The organism is Rhodopirellula sp. UH5 (genome assembly GCF_056839225.1).
In genome coordinates this window covers 5,137,592-5,154,056 of record NZ_CM166390.1, presented here as the reverse complement: position 1 = coordinate 5,154,056, position 16,465 = coordinate 5,137,592, and the positions used below count along the sequence as shown (strand labels likewise).

11 protein-coding genes are annotated in these 16,465 nt (G+C 58.8%); 5 read left to right on the top strand and 6 right to left on the bottom strand.

The window, feature by feature from the left end; genetic code table 11:
• Positions 1 to 22 precede the first annotated feature (22 nt).
• Complete coding sequence (locus UH5x_RS18145; protein WP_482633252.1) at positions 23 to 1,132, top strand: glycosyltransferase; 1,110 nt, start codon at positions 23 to 25, stop codon at positions 1,130 to 1,132.
• 375 nt (positions 1,133 to 1,507) lie between these two features.
• The gene (locus UH5x_RS18140; RefSeq protein WP_482633251.1) at positions 1,508 to 2,584 is read left to right on the top strand and encodes a hypothetical protein; all 1,077 of its coding nucleotides are present in this window, start codon (positions 1,508 to 1,510) and stop codon (positions 2,582 to 2,584) included.
• Positions 2,585 to 2,655: 71 nt separating this feature from the next.
• Here the strand turns inward: UH5x_RS18140 and UH5x_RS18135 are convergent, their stop codons facing one another.
• The 6 genes from UH5x_RS18135 to UH5x_RS18110 all read right to left on the bottom strand — a co-directional run bounded on the left by UH5x_RS18135 (position 2,656) and on the right by UH5x_RS18110 (position 10,311).
• Complete coding sequence (locus UH5x_RS18135) at positions 2,656 to 4,134, bottom strand: sulfatase (protein ID WP_482633250.1); 1,479 nt, start codon at positions 4,132 to 4,134, stop codon at positions 2,656 to 2,658.
• Positions 4,135 to 4,289: 155 nt separating this feature from the next.
• A complete protein-coding gene (locus tag UH5x_RS18130) occupies positions 4,290 to 4,796 on the bottom strand; it encodes a CinA family protein (RefSeq protein WP_482636017.1) in 507 nt (168 codons plus the stop codon).
• A 2-nt stretch (positions 4,797 to 4,798) separates the two neighbouring features.
• Positions 4,799 to 5,488, bottom strand: coding sequence for a (d)CMP kinase (cmk, locus tag UH5x_RS18125; protein ID WP_482633249.1), 690 nt, complete (start codon positions 5,486 to 5,488; stop codon positions 4,799 to 4,801).
• The gene (locus UH5x_RS18120; RefSeq protein ID WP_482633248.1) at positions 5,485 to 8,148 is read right to left on the bottom strand and encodes a transglutaminase TgpA family protein; all 2,664 of its coding nucleotides are present in this window, start codon (positions 8,146 to 8,148) and stop codon (positions 5,485 to 5,487) included. The genes cmk and UH5x_RS18120 overlap by 4 nt, the downstream gene beginning before the upstream one ends.
• Positions 8,141 to 9,409 carry a DUF58 domain-containing protein gene (locus tag UH5x_RS18115; RefSeq protein ID WP_482633247.1) on the bottom strand — a complete coding sequence of 423 codons (1,269 nt, stop codon included), beginning with the start codon at positions 9,407 to 9,409 and terminating at the stop codon, positions 8,141 to 8,143. The genes UH5x_RS18120 and UH5x_RS18115 overlap by 8 nt, the downstream gene beginning before the upstream one ends.
• Positions 9,410 to 9,414: 5 nt before the next feature.
• Positions 9,415 to 10,311, bottom strand: a complete 897-nt coding sequence (locus tag UH5x_RS18110; protein WP_047816752.1) for an AAA family ATPase — start codon at positions 10,309 to 10,311, stop codon at positions 9,415 to 9,417.
• Between the two features lie 333 nt (positions 10,312 to 10,644).
• Here UH5x_RS18110 and dprA point away from each other — a divergent pair, with 333 nt between their 5' ends.
• From dprA to UH5x_RS18095, 3 genes are all read left to right on the top strand, one after another.
• Positions 10,645 to 11,802 (top strand): DNA-processing protein DprA, encoded by a 1,158-nt coding sequence (gene dprA, locus UH5x_RS18105; protein ID WP_236696618.1) that lies wholly within the window; start codon positions 10,645 to 10,647, stop codon positions 11,800 to 11,802.
• A gap of 287 nt (positions 11,803 to 12,089) precedes the next feature.
• Positions 12,090 to 15,968: a S1 RNA-binding domain-containing protein gene (locus UH5x_RS18100; RefSeq protein ID WP_482633246.1), complete on the top strand. Its 3,879-nt coding sequence runs from the start codon at positions 12,090 to 12,092 to the stop codon at positions 15,966 to 15,968.
• Positions 15,965 to 16,462: a hypothetical protein gene (locus UH5x_RS18095; protein ID WP_047816620.1), complete on the top strand. Its 498-nt coding sequence runs from the start codon at positions 15,965 to 15,967 to the stop codon at positions 16,460 to 16,462. Before UH5x_RS18100 ends, UH5x_RS18095 begins: the two co-directional genes overlap by 4 nt.
• The last annotated feature ends 3 nt before the right edge of the window (positions 16,463 to 16,465 follow it).

The following is a 16,465-nucleotide window of genomic DNA, read 5'->3' as shown; positions in this document are numbered from 1 at the left end:
GCTCTGATTTGCGATTGGCACCATGAACATTGACCTGATCATCACCGAAATGAACTTTGGCGGGGCCGAACGAGCGCTCACACAGCTCGCCATCGGTCTTCGCGATCGAGGCGATGACGTGCGGCTGTTCAGCTTCGGCAAATTGCCCACCGCGGACTCTCTGCCCAAAGGCAACGACCGACTCGTGCAACAGTTGCACGACGAAGGCATCGAGGTCACCAGCGGCGGAGTCCAAACGTCTCGCGGTTTTCTGCCAGCGACGATTCAGTTGCGACGTTGGCTGGCACGTCGACCTGGTTCATTGGTCCAAACGTTTCTCTGGCACGCCAACGTGCTCGGCATGCTCAACGTCTCGTCCCGACAACCACGAGTCGCCGGCATCCGTGTCGCCGAACCGAACCCATTGCGACTGGCGGTGGAACGACAAACGCTTCGCAAAGTGGACCACGTGGTCTGCGTCAGCCGAGCGGTCGAGACCTTTGCGCAGCAACAACTGAACCTCTTACCGGATCGCACATCGGTGATCCCAAACGCGGTCGACGTCGATGCGTTTGCTTCCGCCGATCCAATTGACTGGACCGACCTGGGTTGGCCCGCCGACAGTCCCGTGGTTCTGTTCGTCGGGCGACTGCACACGCAAAAGGGTTTGGAGCATCTGCAGCGCACCGTTGAGCGGTTCGCTCCGGCAGGCAGCCATCGCAAGTTGGTGCTAATCGGCAACGGCCCACTACAAAACGAACTGGCCAACTGGGCCAAACTAGTCTCCGGTGACCGCGTTCGCGTGCTGACATGGCAGAGCAACATCGCCAGCTGGATCGCCGCCAGCCGTGTGGTGGTTTTGCCGAGCCGTTACGAAGGCATGCCCAACGTGATTCTGGAAGCCATGGCAGCAGGCAAACCCGTTGTCAGCAGCCGCGTCGAAGGCAGCCAAGAGTTGATCGGTCACGATCCCAACCAAGGCTTCGAGCTGAACGATGACACGGCGCTGGTTCATTCGCTGGAACGTTTCTTGGCCGACGAAGATCTGGCAACGCAAACCGGACAAGCCAACCAGTCTCGCGTCCGTTCCCAATTCACCATCGACGCCATGGTCGACGCCTACCGCGAACTGTACGCCAAGTTGGTGGCATAGGCTTCTAAGCAGGTCGGCAGGAATGATCGGGTAGAACCATGTGAGCCGTTTGGGCGTTAGCCCCGGTTGGACGTGGAAGCAACCACGCTTGCCAAGACATTTCAAATGCCGAAAGACTCCTGCCGACCTGCTTAGCCTGTGGAGTCGGAATCACAGGCTGGAAGCCTATGCCACTTTGCATCCCACAATCCTGTTGTTTTTCTTGACTCCGGGACTTCACCCCACGAGACTGATTCACAGGGGATTTACACCTCAAAGGCAGGACGGAGCAGTTCATACAACATGCCCCAGGTTCAAAAGACGCAGCGACTTGGTCCTTGCCTCGCGGAACTGAACACTGACTTGCAACGGCCGCTGCTGCGGCGAAGGTGAACAATGATGAAAGCTTCGTTTCGACGACTGCGGACTGGGGTAAACATTGCGGCCATCGCCATGGCAGTTCTCTCCGGTCACAGCACTTTTTCAGACGAGCCTCCGCAACCCACTGGCATACTTGGTTCGGACGAGCGGCCATCGGACATAGGCTTGGCTCAAAAACACGCGGTTCACTTTCTGGAGTCTTGGGACGATTTCCCCGCGGACTTCGCCTGCTGGATGGACTCGCAAATAGCTCAGATTGTAGAACGCAGTGAGGATCCGCAAGACATACACATGTCGGAAATCATCGCGTTGGGACCTGGTGACAATAACAAAGCTTCATGGACCTATCATGGTTTCGGTGAAGTGCCTGTTCAGAAAGGCCTTTCAACCACTCGCCCGCTGTGGGACCACAGACTACGTGTTAATCAAAAACCCGCCATCCTGTTTGTGCGCCAAGCCACACTATCAACCCCACTAGGGGTTTCCAAATACATCATCGGTGAAGAGCCAGATCCTCCTCGAACGCACAGGGCTTGGTTCCATCCTTTCGTGCTACCTTTCGCTCGACATTCGAATTTGCTATCCGGCCGATGTACGAAAGAATGGTTCACAAGTATCTTCCTCAACAAAGATCTCATTGAGAATGTGGAGTGGTCCGATGACCGAGAAACGCTAACGGCCTCGTATGTTTACGGCGGTGTGCGAATACCAATCATTTGCAAGGTAACCTTTTCAAAAAAGAATGATTGGCTACCCACTTTGGTAGATTACCGCCTCAAGAAAAATGGAGCTCTGGTTGCCACCATTGGAACGTCTTACGAAAAACGGAATGGCCGATGGCTACCAAAGGTGGTCGAGCAAATGAGTGTGTCAGGGAGCGGGAAGACTCGCATTAACTCGCACACCGAGTTGGACTGGCGGATTGCTGACGAATCTCCAGACGGTGCCCCAGACAGCGATGACGACTGGCGGTTGCACTTCTGCAAAATCTTTGAGAAAGACTGTTTGGACCCACGAATGGAAAGGCAACAAATGTTTAACTTCCTCAAACAGGTCGGCGGCGCAGACACCAAAGAAGCAAACAGGCAATAGTCGAGTGTGGCATAGGCTCCCAGCCTGGGGAGTCGGAATCACAGGCTGGAAGCCTATGCCACTTTGTCTGCTCAGAACTGCTGACGGTTGGCCAAGCGTTCTTTCAAACGTTGTTGCAACTGCTGAACCAGTTCAGGGTTTTCGTCGGCGACGTTTTTGGTTTCGCCGGGGTCCGTTTCATGATCGTACAGCTCATGAAAACCCTTTGGATGCGAGACCAAACGATGCGTGGACGTGCGAATCGTCGTGGCCTTCGCATACGAAACCGCTTCGCCTTCCGGTGATGCCGGGTCTTTCAACACGGGCACCAACGACTCGCCATCGACCTTTGGCGGCGACGGCAAATTTGCAAGCTCGCACAGCGTTGGAAACACATCGATCGTCTCCACGATCGCGTCCGTTTGGCTGGCGCTTTTCATCGACGGATCGTGAATGATCAGCGGCGAGTGCAGCGATTCCTCGAACAAAGCGTGCTTGCCCCAAATCGCATGTTCGCCCAAGTGCCAACCGTGATCTCCCCAAACGACCACGACGGTGGACTCTCGCAGGCCCAGTTCATCGAGTTGCTTCAACACCTCGCCCACGTTCGCATCCGCGTAGGACACACAAGCGGCGTAGTGCCGCCGGACGGCCTCCGCGAATTCGGCGTCTTGGTTCGGATCCTTGCCCCAGCGGTTGTATCGCATGAACTCACCGGATCGATGCCAAGTCGTTTGACCAGATGGCTTGGTGGGATGCTCGATCCTCGGCAACACGGTCTGCCGGTAGGGTTCCATGTGCTCGGCGGGAGCCCCAAAGGGCAGGTGCGGTCGAATGAACCCGACCGCCAAAAAGAACGGCTTGTCGGCGGCGTCCTTGGCCAGCGTGGCAAGCTCATCCAGCGACGTTTCCAGGATCAAATCATCAGGGTACTTCGCCTCACCGCCTTCCGATTGGAACACATCCATTTGGCTGGCGTCTTTTCGAATCTCGCCATCGGCCAAGCCGTGCATGGCTCCGCGAGGATGCTGCCAAGGCCCGGTTGGCATCCGGTGCCGGTCCCAAGCACCTGGCATTTCAATCTCGTCCTCTTTGTTCCAGTCCGCTCCGCCACGACCGCCGGGATGATGCGAGACCTTCCCCACGGAAACGCTGGTGTACCCGTGATCGCGGAACCAGCGTGGCATCGACGGGGTGACGGAACTCGGATCCTTCGCCAGCTGTTTGGCTCGTTGAAACAAAGCATGGTTTCCCGAAGGACCGTAACAACCCGTCAGCATCGCAAACCGAGAGGCACCGCAGGTCGGAGCCTGCACAAAGTGATGATTGAACTGAATGCCTTTGGCGGCCAGCGAATCGATGTTGGGGGACGAGATGTAGTCCGCTCCATAACACCCCAACTCAGGTCGCAAGTCGTCGACGCAGATCAACAACACGTTCTTGGGCGTCTCAGCGAAACCACTGACGGCGAAAGCCAACCAACAGACAGTCGCGGCCGCGCTTCGCAGGCTCCAAGCCGAATGGAATCCGGCTCGTTCAAAACAGCGTGACAAAATGGGAAAGGATCGCATCGCGAGAATCCTTCGTAGGTGAGAGGCAGGGAAGGGGCACCCACCATACTTCATCGCCACCGCCAATGGTCGATCCCGCAACCATCAAATCCTGATCACGAAGGACCTTCTTCGACCTCGCCAGGGAAGACACCCTGCGTTTCGGGCCGGCATTTCTACAAACTCCGATGAATCGCGACCAGCAATTCGGCGGTGGCTTCGGTTTGTCGGTCCAAGCGAGCGAAGCTGCGAAGCACGATTCGTCGCGGTTCCAGTTCGCCCCCACGCCGCAGCACAGCAATGAAGACGACGCCGTCCACTTCGGGCGGCGCGTCGGGGCCGAGGTGTCCCGTGATGGCCGCGGACATGGTTGCATCAGGGGTGCGTTGAAGGACCGAGGTCGCCATCGCGTTGGTGATCGCCTGGCTCTCGGCAGTGTGCTGTTTCAGGTCGGCTTCCGAGATTCCCAGCCACGCTTGTTTGGTGGTTTCTCGGTACGTCACCGCGCTACCGCAGAACACGTTGGACGCACCCGGAACGCCTCCAATCGCGGCGGCAGCAGCGCCACAGGTGCAGCTTTCGGCCAGGATCAAACGTTGCTGCGACTGATTCAGTTGAGAGACCAGTTTCGCTGCGATCGAGGACGGGGAGCTTGCTTCGTCGCTTGGGTCGCTCTCAGACATGATCATGCGATTGGATCGTCCGATGTGGAATTGGTCGCCGAGGCATCCAAGCATTTGCGAACCAACCGCAGGACTTCTTGGCGGACTTCGTCGGGAGTCATCCCATCGGTTTGCAGAACGATCGCGTCGGCAGCGGCTCGCAACCTTCCGACGGGTCGCATTCGATCCTCGAGATCGCGTTGATTCTGCGCGGTCAGAATTTCTTCCACCGACATCACCTGGCCGCTTTGGGCGAGTTGCTGCTGCCGTCGACGAGCGCGTTCTTCCGGGGATGCAGTCAAGAAGATCTTGCAATGGGCATCGGGAAAGACTTCGGTGCCTTGGTCACGACCTTCCGTCACGATGTCACGCCCGGTGGCGATGCGACGCTGCTGCGCTGTGATGCGCTCGCGAATCCTTGGCGGGTCCGCCAAGTGCCGAATATGACGAGTGACCTGCGGCGAACGGATTTCTTCGGAGATGTCTTGGTCGTCGAGATAGATGCAGTCGTCCTGCCAAACCAAACAGACGGCATCGGCGAAATCGACCAACGCGTCCACGTCGTCCCACGCGATCTGACGCTGCATGGCGCCCCAAGTCACGGCGCGATACATCGCTCCGGTATCGAGGAATTCGAACCCAAGTTCGTTGGCGACGCGTCGTGCGATGCTGCTCTTGCCTGCTCCGGCTGGACCGTCGATGGTGATGATCATGGGGTGGAACGCTTTGCAATTTGGCGAAGGGTACTCAGTGCGTCTTCCACGTCAGGGCGTGACAACAGCGACGACTCCGGTTGGGGTGCAGGGGCAGCCGATCTGGAATTCACGGCGGAGACTTTGGGGTCAACACGGGAAACTTGGCCGGAGGCTTCTGGATCTCCGGCCGGCATCTGCCCATACCGTAATGCGTAGAACGCGTCGGTCAATCGACGCATAGGAGCATGAAGCTGGGACGACTGCTGACCCGAGTCCGAATGAGCTTCGGATTGGGGACTGCGGGTGGGATCCAGGCCCGGCGACACGTCAGTGGCTTCCAATTGCCGGGTCAGTTCTTCCGGGGTTTGGCCCGGGCGTCGTTCGATACCAAGACTTGAAAGCAGGTCGAGTGCTTCAGCGTAGAAAGGGATCGAGGGGCGTGGGGCCTTGATTTGCCGATGCTTGCCAAGTTTGCTCTGCAACCATCGTGGGAAGCGGATTTTCAGCCCAACCATGGCCAGGATGGTGAGCACGATCGCGGCGACGGCACCTTGCCAAGAAAACAGTTTGCCACCGCCAATGCCTTCGACATCGCCCGAGTTGATTCGCATGGCGAGTTCCTTTGTGCGATCGATCCATGATCGATAGGAAGCGGTCATCGGTGCCAAGCCTGGTGTCGACATCAGGGCCGCCTCTTGTCGCTTGGAATCCATTTCGATGACATAGTCGTCCCACAGATCCCGTGCTAAATCGAGCATTTGGTTGCTACTCGCTTCGGCTCCTGCCACGCCTCCGCCGCCTGGGGTGGGGTCCAAACGCAACCAGTAAAAATCGGACTCCGGTTGCCCGTAAACCGATGTCCCCATGGGGATGTCGGCGCGAGCGATCAAGGCCTCCACCCAGACATGAGCGTGGCTTTGGCGAACGATGAAGTACTGCCCCAGTTCGCTGAATTCATCGGTGTGATAACCAACGACCACGCGAGCGGGGATGTTTTGGCTGCGCAGCATCATCACCAACGCCGAAGCAAAGAATTGGCAGTGGCCACGTCGGTCGGTCGACAAAAATTGCTCGATTGGATCGACGCCGACCATCGCCGATGGGTTGGGCTGCAACGAATAGCGGAAGTCACTGCTCAGCGACAAATGCTTTTGAAACGCGTCCGCAATTCCCGCGGGGGTGCGTTTGTTCGGTGGCATGTCTTCAACGATCTTGTTCGCCAGCGATTCTGCGGTGGGGATCAGGACTTGCGGGTACTCAAGCAATTGGTCCAAGTAATTCAGATCATTCGCGGTCAGATCGGCGGGGGAAGGGGAATTTTCCAGGGACCGATCGAGCACTGGGGTCTTGTACGCCAACCAGCGGCTTTGAACGCCACTTCGAAACGCGTGGGTTCCGAAGTGATACTTGACCGGCGGGTACCAAGGCAGACCCAACGCACCGGTGGCGACAGACCCTCCCGAAGCATTGCGACGCGCGACCGTCCACTTGCCACTGAGTTCCATCAGGTCGTCACTGCCGGGAGACCAGTGATAGGGAGCGATGGCAAACAGCGATTCGGTGGACATCGATTCGCAAGCAATGCGAACATTGACACGATCATAAAAATTGGAGTCGCTGATTCGTTTCGGAACGAATTCTGGGGGCAGTGGTGGAGGTGGCGACTTGGACACCGACGTCGCTCGCCAGCTCGTTGCTTCATCGGCCAAGTACTGTTCCAGCACAGCGCCGCGTAAGTACAGGTCGCTGACAACGGGATAGGGCTTTTTCGTTTCGCGGTCGATCAGGTCAACGCGCAATGCTCGTTGAGAGTTTTGTTGCATTTGGCTGATGTCGCTCAGGTGCAACGTGTCGCTGAACCCAACCATCGCGACACCTTGCGAGCTTCCTCGGTTGGCGTCCACGCGACGCGGAAGACCAAAGAAGAACATGGCGGCAAACAGCAGCACCGCTGGAAACAAAATCACTCCGACCATCCAGGGCAAACTCACACCCGCGCGAGCAAAGGAATCCACCGCGGCGGAGTTGTTCCAGGTGATATTGAAGGCGTCTGTTTCTGCGTCTGCCTCCAACCCTCGAGCCAGCGAACTCGCTTGCTGATCCGGTGACTGAGCCTGCTCGACCAAGTTGTCAGCGGCGAGCAAGGCGATCGCCATGCCGCTGCAGATCGTCAACGGAACGAAGAAAATCGCGTAGGCAAACGCGTCATTGAAGACCGCTGCCACGACGCAGTTCAGCAACGCGAAAACCATCAATTGCTCGAACAGTCGCGAGGTCTTTTCCTGGAGCATCAAAATGGACTGCGCGATGATCAGCAGTTCCGCGACGGTTTCCATCTTGTTGCCGACTTGTATGCCTTGCATGAAGCCCGAGACACAATAGATCGCGGCAATAGCCATGGCGGCATAAGCGACCACCGCGGGCAACGCGAACAGCTTCATCCAGTCAACAAACAGGAACCCAATCACGCTGAAGAACACCACGATGATCGGCAATGATTCTGTTTGCCCGCTGCTGCCAATGACCAACCCACTGAGCATCGTGACCAAGGCGAAGGCCAATTTGGTTCGCAGCCGAAGTGGTGAATCAGGCGTGGTCTCGGTGATCGCCTGCAGTTCACGCAGATTGAGCGCGTCGGCGCCGCTCATGTCATCGTCGGTGATCGAAGCATCACTCATGAAGAGCCTCGGCAGGTGATTGGGAAGACGATCCTCCGGCGATCCAACTTGCAGCGTCACGACTGGACAAATTGACCCAGTTCAACCGCCCTCGTTGCTGCCATTGCCGCAAAAGGGATGACTGACTGTCATTGGCTGCGAGAACTTCCGACAGCGGTCTGGGACTGAGCACGACCAGATCGGGCAAATGCTTGACCGCCTTGGCCACTTGCCCCAACGATGCGTCTAAATCAGGCGTGTTGGTGGTCTGCAATCGAGCGAGGATTTGCAGCATCCGCCGGAGGGCTTCGCGAGAAAAACCGCCGCCACAGGTTTCATTGTGTTGGCCGGCAACACTCAGCATGATTTGACTGCCGGAGCCACCGAAGAGCTGAACCACCAGCGAAGCGGCCAGACTGATTGCGGTCTCCACACTCTGATGTGGGGCGTCGGATTCGGCAGCCGAGACGGGGCAATAGGCATCCACCAAAAAGCAAAGATCCAAGCGTCGTTGCTGCTCAAATTGACGGACCACAAGATCACCGATTCTCGCGGTGGTTCGCCAGTGAATGTGCCTGCGACTGTCCCCCCGGCGATATTCGCGAAGCCCAAAGAAGACTTCATCGGCATGCCCCTGCCGGTGAGCCGAGGAGGAGACGTTGCCGAGCTTGGTGGGCAGAAGCTGCCGCCAGGATCGAGTCAGGGGCAGCAGTCGCGGGTAGACATCGACGAACTCTTCTTCGTCAGTCGACTCACGCCAAGCGGTTGACAAAGCAAACGGCGCGGTCGTTGAGACTCGCCATCGCCCCAGCTGATAGCGCCCGCGATGCTCGAAAGTGACATCCAGGTAAGCGCTGGTTGCTTGTGAAGGCAGCAGCAGGCCCACACCCGTGTGGAGCGAGCGAGCGGTGGTGGTTGGTGGCAAAGAGTTGCTGCTTGAGTCGGTCGAGTTCGTGTCGGCACCCGTTCGCATGATTTGATCACTGAGACAGATCAACCACAGCGGCATCAATCGATGGCGGTTGCTGACTTGGTACCGGATCCGTGCGGGTTTGCCAGCGAACACTTCCCGCGGGACTCGTCGATCGACTCGAACTGATTCGATGGTGGATCGGCTGACTCGCCATTGCGCAAGCAGCACGGCCAGCGTCATCGCCGCGACAACGATCAGCAAGTTCAATCCGTTGAGCGACCCACCCAGAAGCCCAAACATGCCGATCAGCATGAATTGCCAACCGAGCCGCGTCAGACGATTGCGGGTGTTGCGTCGCTGCAGGACCATCGTGTTTAAACCGGCACAGGGATGGGTTCGATCAAATCCGCCAATTGCTGCTCGACCACCGATCGGTTGCCGCCTTGGAAGATGCCTTCGGCCAACACGCGGTGAGCGAGAGACGGAACTGCCATTTGTTTGATGTCGTCCGGCGTGACATAGTCGCGACCACGCCGGATCGCCATGGCTTGGCAACCGCGATGAAAACTGATCAGCCCTCGGGTGCTGACACCCACTTGGAATGCATCGTGATGACGTGTTGCCTCGACAATGTCCAGCAAATAGTCCACCAGCGATTCATCCATGCGGACTTGTCCGACATAGGCTTGTGCTTCGCTGACTTCCGCGGCGCCCACGATGGATTGAAGTTCATCAACGGGCTCACCTGATTGGTGAGTCGTCAGAATGTCACGTTCCACGTTGCGAGAAGGGTAACCAATCGAGGTCCGCAGCAAGAAACGGTCAAGCTGACTTTCCGGCAACGCGTAAGTGCCTTCGTATTCAAATGGGTTTTGGGTTGCGACCACCATGAACGGTTTCGGCAATTCGTGAGTCACGCCATCGACGGTGACCTGTCCCTCGCTCATCGCTTCTAGCAAAGCCGATTGGGTGCGTGGCGGGGCGCGGTTGATTTCATCGGCCAAAACGATGTTGGCAAAAATGGGGCCCGGTGCAAATTCAAATTGGCTGGTGTCGGTGCGGTAGATCATGCTGCCCGTGATGTCGCTGGGCAGCAAGTCAGGCGTGAACTGAAGCCGAGTGAACTTGGCATCCAGGCTGCGTGCGAGCGCTTTGGCCGTCAACGTTTTCCCGACACCGGGAACATCTTCCAGCAAAACATGTTCACCGGCCAACAACGCGACAACTAACAAATCGACGAGTTCGTCTTTGCCCAAGACGACCTTTGCCAAGTGATCGCAGAGGTTCTGGCATAAGTCAGACGCGGCCCGAAATGACATTTGGTCGACCGTGATTGGTGAGCGAAGGAAGAAGGAGCGAAGCAGCCGTTTGAGAAGAACTGCTATGCTAGTGGCTCCGCGATCGCTTTTCTATCGGCCTGATCTTCTGGGGCGGTGCGTCCCCGTGTTGAGATTCCCCGTGTTGAAATCCCCCATACGAAAATTGAGTGGGATGAATTTCGCGGCAGAGGATCCCGTGCGAACCAATTCAATGGAGACCATCCGATGAACGACGGTCGATCGATTCCTGAACATCAACCAGGCGACGACGAGGGTGTCGTGCCGATGGACTCGGACACTCATGCATCTGGCGATGGCAACACTCAAAAGGAAGACACCACTCGTGAATTGGTGCAGTTGTGCTTGCTTCCGGGATTGGGGCCAAGGACGTTGACGTCCTTGTTGGATGCGTTTGGCTCGGCTCGTTCCATCCTGAATGCAGACAGAAATTCGTTGGCGTCGGTTCATGGTGTGGGGCCCAAGATGGCTCACGTGATCGACACAGCGGATGATCACGTCGATATCGAGGACGTGTTCGCTTGGTGTGCGGCCAAGGATGTCAACATTCTGCGTCGGGGGCAGGCGTCGTATCCGGCTGCCCTGGAAGAACTCGACGACGCTCCGCCGTTGATTTTTAGCCGCGGCTCGATTTTGCCGCGGGACACGGTCTCGGTTGCGATCGTCGGGACGCGGCACGCAACGGCTTACGGGTTGCAGCAAACGCGTCGCATCGCGATGGACCTGGCGCGGGCTGGGGTGACGATCGTCAGCGGGCTGGCGCGGGGCATCGACACGGCGGCTCACCGGGCGGCACTGGAGGCGGAGGGCCGAACGATTGCGGTGCTCGGCGGTGGGCTCGGAAAAATTTATCCTGCCGAAAATGCACCGCTGGCGGACGAAATTTCTCAGCGTGGAGCGGTGATCAGCGAGTACGCCCCGATGGCCCAGCCGCGCGGTGGAATGTTCCCGCAACGCAATCGAATCATCGCTGCGTTGGGGCAAGCGACGTTGGTCATCGAGGCTCCCATGCGAAGCGGATCCCTGATCACCGCTCGCTTGGCATCGGAGCTGGGCCGGTCGGTCGGATCCCTGCCTGGGCAGGTCAACAGCCGGGCTTCGCAGGGGTGTCATCACCTGATTCGAGATGGTGCAACGCTGGTTCAGCACGCTGACGACGTGCTGGAGCTGCTCGGACCACTGAGCGGGAATGTCTCTCGAGCCACAGCGGCCGATGGGGGGGAGGCAGTCCGAGATGGGCGTGAGATGACGCTCAACGAGGTCGAGCGGCAGGTCCTGTTCGCGGTGGGCACCTCGGGCACGGCGATCGACGAGGTGACGCTCCGCAGTGGGCTACCCGCGTCTCGGGTCAATGCGATCGTGAGCATTCTGGAGATGAAACGGTTTGTTCGCCGCTTGAGCGGCCAGTATGTGTCGCGGATCTGAGAAGGTTGACAGTTCGGCCCTACAGCGCTATTCTCCCGCCTTGGTTCCAAGCCTCCGTTCGTGGCTGTTCACCGAAGGTCCTCGCGACGCTGACTTGGTGGTGGTGTTTCGACCCGCCTCGATGTGGCTTCATCTGCGATGGTGAATGACGCTTACGACTCAATCTCAACCGTTTCTTTCGATTCGATCGCCGCATTGTCTTGACCGATGGCTCATCACTCGTAAGAGAGATTTGCCACGCGCGCATTCGAATCGTCCCACGATGCTAGCAAAGCGACCGACATCCGATGACTGTTGATCTGGACGCAATCGCCCAACGCGGGCGATGCGAGGTCTCGAGTTTACGCCTGGCCCTGCCACTGATTGAGCAAGGTTACACGCCTCCTTTCCTTTCGCGGTATCGCCGTGACGAGCTCGGTGACATCGACGAGGCCAGTCTTTGGAACCTCGCCCATGCCGTGCGAACCCAGAAAGTGCTGGACGAGTACCGAGCGGATCTGCAAGCCGCTTGGCAGCAGACCCCCTTGGTCGATCCAGCGATCGGCCGAGCGGTCGGAAATGCTCAGTCAAAAAGACTGCTCGATCGCCTGAGTCGCCGCGTCAAACTAGAATCCAGCGAATCGGCGGGGCTTGCGCAGCGTTTGGCGGTTCGTGCTCTGAACCCGCAAAAAGGCGACGGCGAAGACCTGAAGAGCCTGGCGGAATCCTTGGCCGCCGAGCCGGTCGCGACAGCAGCCACGGCGGAAGAAGAAGCCCCCGCGACGCCGGACAGCACCCCAGCGGATGTCGACGGTGTGTTGGCAAAATTGGATGCGACCATCGCCAAGCGATTGATCGGCGATCCACGCATCATGGGCGCCGCGGTTCGCTGGCTTTCACGCAACGCGAAAATTCGCGTGATGGAAGTTCACGATCCTCACATTCAATCCGAAGCCGATTCATCGGATTCGCAGCCCAAGAATCAGAAATCAGACGCCGCTGCGGAAGCACAGCCAGAAGCCGCTGCCGCGGAACCGACTGCAGAAGCCCCGGCTGAGACCGCTGAAACTGCTCCTGAGGCCGAAACACCAGCCGCCGAAGCAACTGCCCCCGAGGCCGCGGCCTCCGAGGACGCAGCACCCGACGCGAGCAGCACAGTCGAAGCCAGCGCAGCCGAAGCCAGCAGCGAAGAAGCTCCGACGGCGGAAACCGCAGAGGCACCTGCTAGCGAGCAACCCGCTGCGGATTCGGACTCCACCGAAACCGAAGCGACTGCCACCACAGAACCTGTTGCTGCGGATGCATCCACTGCGGATGCATCCACTGCGGATGCCACCGCTGCAGAACAGACCGAACCCGCTGGCCCTGAAGCGTCCGCTGATTCGGAAACGCCCGCCGGAACGGACAAACCCGCTGAGTCGGTGACCAAGACGGCTCCTGCAGCCAAGGCAGCGCCCGCGAAAGCGAAGCCCAAGAAGTCCAAGAAAATCTCCCCGCGGCAGCGTCGCCGTCGCTGGTTGGTCAGCACGCTCAAGCCGTTGGCCGGCAAAAGCATGCCTGCCAACAAGCTGAGCTCTTTCCAATTGGTCATGCTGGGCCGGGCTCTGCGAAGCCAGGTCGCTCAGTGTGCATTTGATTACGACGCCGCAAAACTGGTTGCGGAACTGCAAAAGACCGCCGCTGGCTTCAACCGCCCCTTGGCGGATCGCTTGTCCGGGTTGGTGCTCGAAAACGAAGCGATCATTCGCGACGCTGCAGAAGCCGCGTGGTGGGATGAACTGCAAGAGCAGGCTTCTTCACGATTGGTCGCCATCGCCGCTGACAACTTGCACTCGCAAATCAATCGCGGGGGCGTCGAAGCCAAAGTGGTGATGTCGATCGATGCCGTTGGGCCTCGTACCGCTGCCACCTCGATCGTTTCTTCGGACGGTCGATTGCTGCACAGCGAGGACATCCCGTGTCAGCTGTCCGCCGCGATGCGAACACTGGCCGTGACCAAGATGGGCGAGCTGATCCATGCTCATCACGTCGATTTGATCGTGATCAGCAACGGTCCTGCCCGCCGGGCTTGCATGATCGCGGTTGGCGAACTGATCAAGCAATCGGCTGACAAATCGGTGCGTTGGACGCTCGCTGATCGCAGTGGTGCAGACGCCTACGCGGGTGGCCCTGCAGGCGATCAAGAGATGAAATCGACGCCGCGTCGCTTCCGTGCAGCGGCTTGGATCGCATTCTCGGCCATGCAACCCGCTCAGGCACTTGTCAAAGTTGACCCGTTGAAACTGCGACTTGGTTCGTTCCAACGTGAATTGTCGGACGACGCCGTCCTGTCGGCGCTGGAAGACGTGATGGTCAGCGGCGCAGCCCGTGGCGGCGTCGACGTCAACTCGACCGCAACGACTTGGATGCAGCGTCTGCCAGGCATCACGTCGGAAATCTCCCAAGCCATTGATGAGCGTCGCCGAGAGAAGCTGATTGCTTCCCGCGAAGAGCTGGCGACCGCGATTGAGTGGCCTTCCGTTGTCAACTCTCGCCAAGCAATGCCATTCCTGCGAGTCTTCGCCAGCGAAGAAACGCTTGATGGCACATTGATTCATCCCGATGACTACCCGCTCGCGAAAAAACTCGCGACGGCCCTGAACATCGAACTGCCTCCAGATCGGCCGCCAGCCTACGAGTTGCCCGATTACAGCGAACCCGTTGTGGTCACCAGCGCCGAAGCCCCGGTGGAAACGGCCAGCGAACCAACGGCCAGCGAAGAGACTGCTGCCGGTGAAGAAGTCGCCGCCAAGGAAGAATCGGCTGCCTCCGAAAACGCTGAGCCAGATGCTGCGGCCAGTGAAACCACCGCGGAGCTGTCAGCCGAATCCGCGACGGAATCTTCCGATGCACCCGCTGCCCAGACGCCTGCAGCCGACGACACGGCCAGCGAAGAGCCTGCCGCGGAAGCCAGTGCAGAGGAAGCCAGTGCCGAGGAAGCCGAAACGCCTGCTTCAGAAGAATCGCCCGCACCGGAAGCTGCCGCTGATTCAAGTGATTCAGAAGCTGCCCCGAGCGATGGCGAGACCACAGAAGGTGCCACCGAAACCAAATCGGAGGCACCCGCCGCGCCGGAACCCGTGCGTCGCCCAATGCCCGAACGGGCCGCCGTCGACAAACTGATCAAAGAATGGCAAATCGGAAAGCGTCGTTCGCACCAACTGGTTCGCTGGTTGTGCGATCCCTTTGGTGAAGGTGCCTCCGAAGGTGAGTCACCTGCCGTGATGACGGCGATGCCATCGCTCGCCGAGCTCAAACCAGGTGACCAAGTCATCGGTGTGGTCGTCGGCGTGATGCCATTTGGTGTGTTCATTGAATTGTCACCGGACTGCAGCGGGTTGATTCATGTGAGCCGCATCTCCGACAGTTTCGTCGAGGATTTGCACGAAGCTGTTCAGGTTGGTGACGTCATCACCGCTTGGGTGACCGGAACCGATGCCAAGCGTCGCCGGGTTGCTTTGAGTGCGATCTCGCCGGAACGCGAAGCGGCTTTGGAAGCCCGTCGCCAGAACGATCGCGGTGGACGCGGTCGCGGACCTGGTGCACGTGGTCAAGGCGGCCAAGGTGGTCGTGGACAACGCGGTGCCCAAGGCGCTCAGACGGGTGGCCAAGCGAGCGGACAGGGCGGCGGACAAGGTCAGCGATCTGAGTCGGCACCACGCGGTCGAGGCGGGCAGTCCGGCGGATCAGGCCAAGGTGGTCACCGTGGCGGGCAAGCTCGTGGTGGCCAAGGCCAAGGCCGTGGTGCTCAGGGCGGACGCGGTGGCAAGCCAGGCGGTCGTCCCGGTGGACGCGACGCAGGCAGAGGCGGACGCGGTCGCGGACCGAAGAAACCGGAAGTCTACGAAGTCATCGGCAAAGACCCTGAAAAGCCACAGATCAGCGATGCGATGGCCAAAGGCGATGAGCCCATGCGATCCTTCGGCGATCTGATGCAAATGTTCAGCAAGGAAAAAGGTCAAACGACTCCTCCTGCGGACAAGAAACCGGCTGCCAAACCGCCTGCTGCGGAGAAACCAGTCGCTGAGAAGCCAGCGGAAGTGAAACCAGCTGAAACACCTCAGACGGATCCGCCGGCCGCTCCGAAAGCAGAGGCACCTGCAACGGAAGCCCCCGCCTCACCATCCGCTCCTGAGAACGACGAATGAGCGACGATTTTCAGTCTCGATTGGAATCGGCCATCGCTCGCGGACGCCGTCGTGCGGAGCATGAAGCTTCGCAGGAACGGAAGAAGGAGATGTCAGAGGAGGACCTGAAGCGGCTTCACACGTCGTATCGCTTGTCTCTGTCAGAACAAATTGAAGCGGCTGTGCGCCGCGTCGCAGATCACTTTCCCGGGTTTCGCTACGAATCGGTCTTCGGCGAAGAGGGGTGGGGAGCGGCGTGTTACCGCGACGATTTGCGACTCGATGCTGGACGTCGCACGAACCTGTACAGCCGCTTGGAACTGGTCATTCGGCCCTACAGCGACTTGCGAGTGCTGGACCTGAAAGGCAAAGGCACGGTGATGAACCGTGAACTCTTCAATCGCACGCACTACGCCAAAGTTGCGGACGCGGAACCGGAAGAGTTCAGCCAATTGATCGACGCGTGGGCGATCGAGTACGCCGAGATGTACTCCGCGAAAAGCTCAACGTCCTGAGCG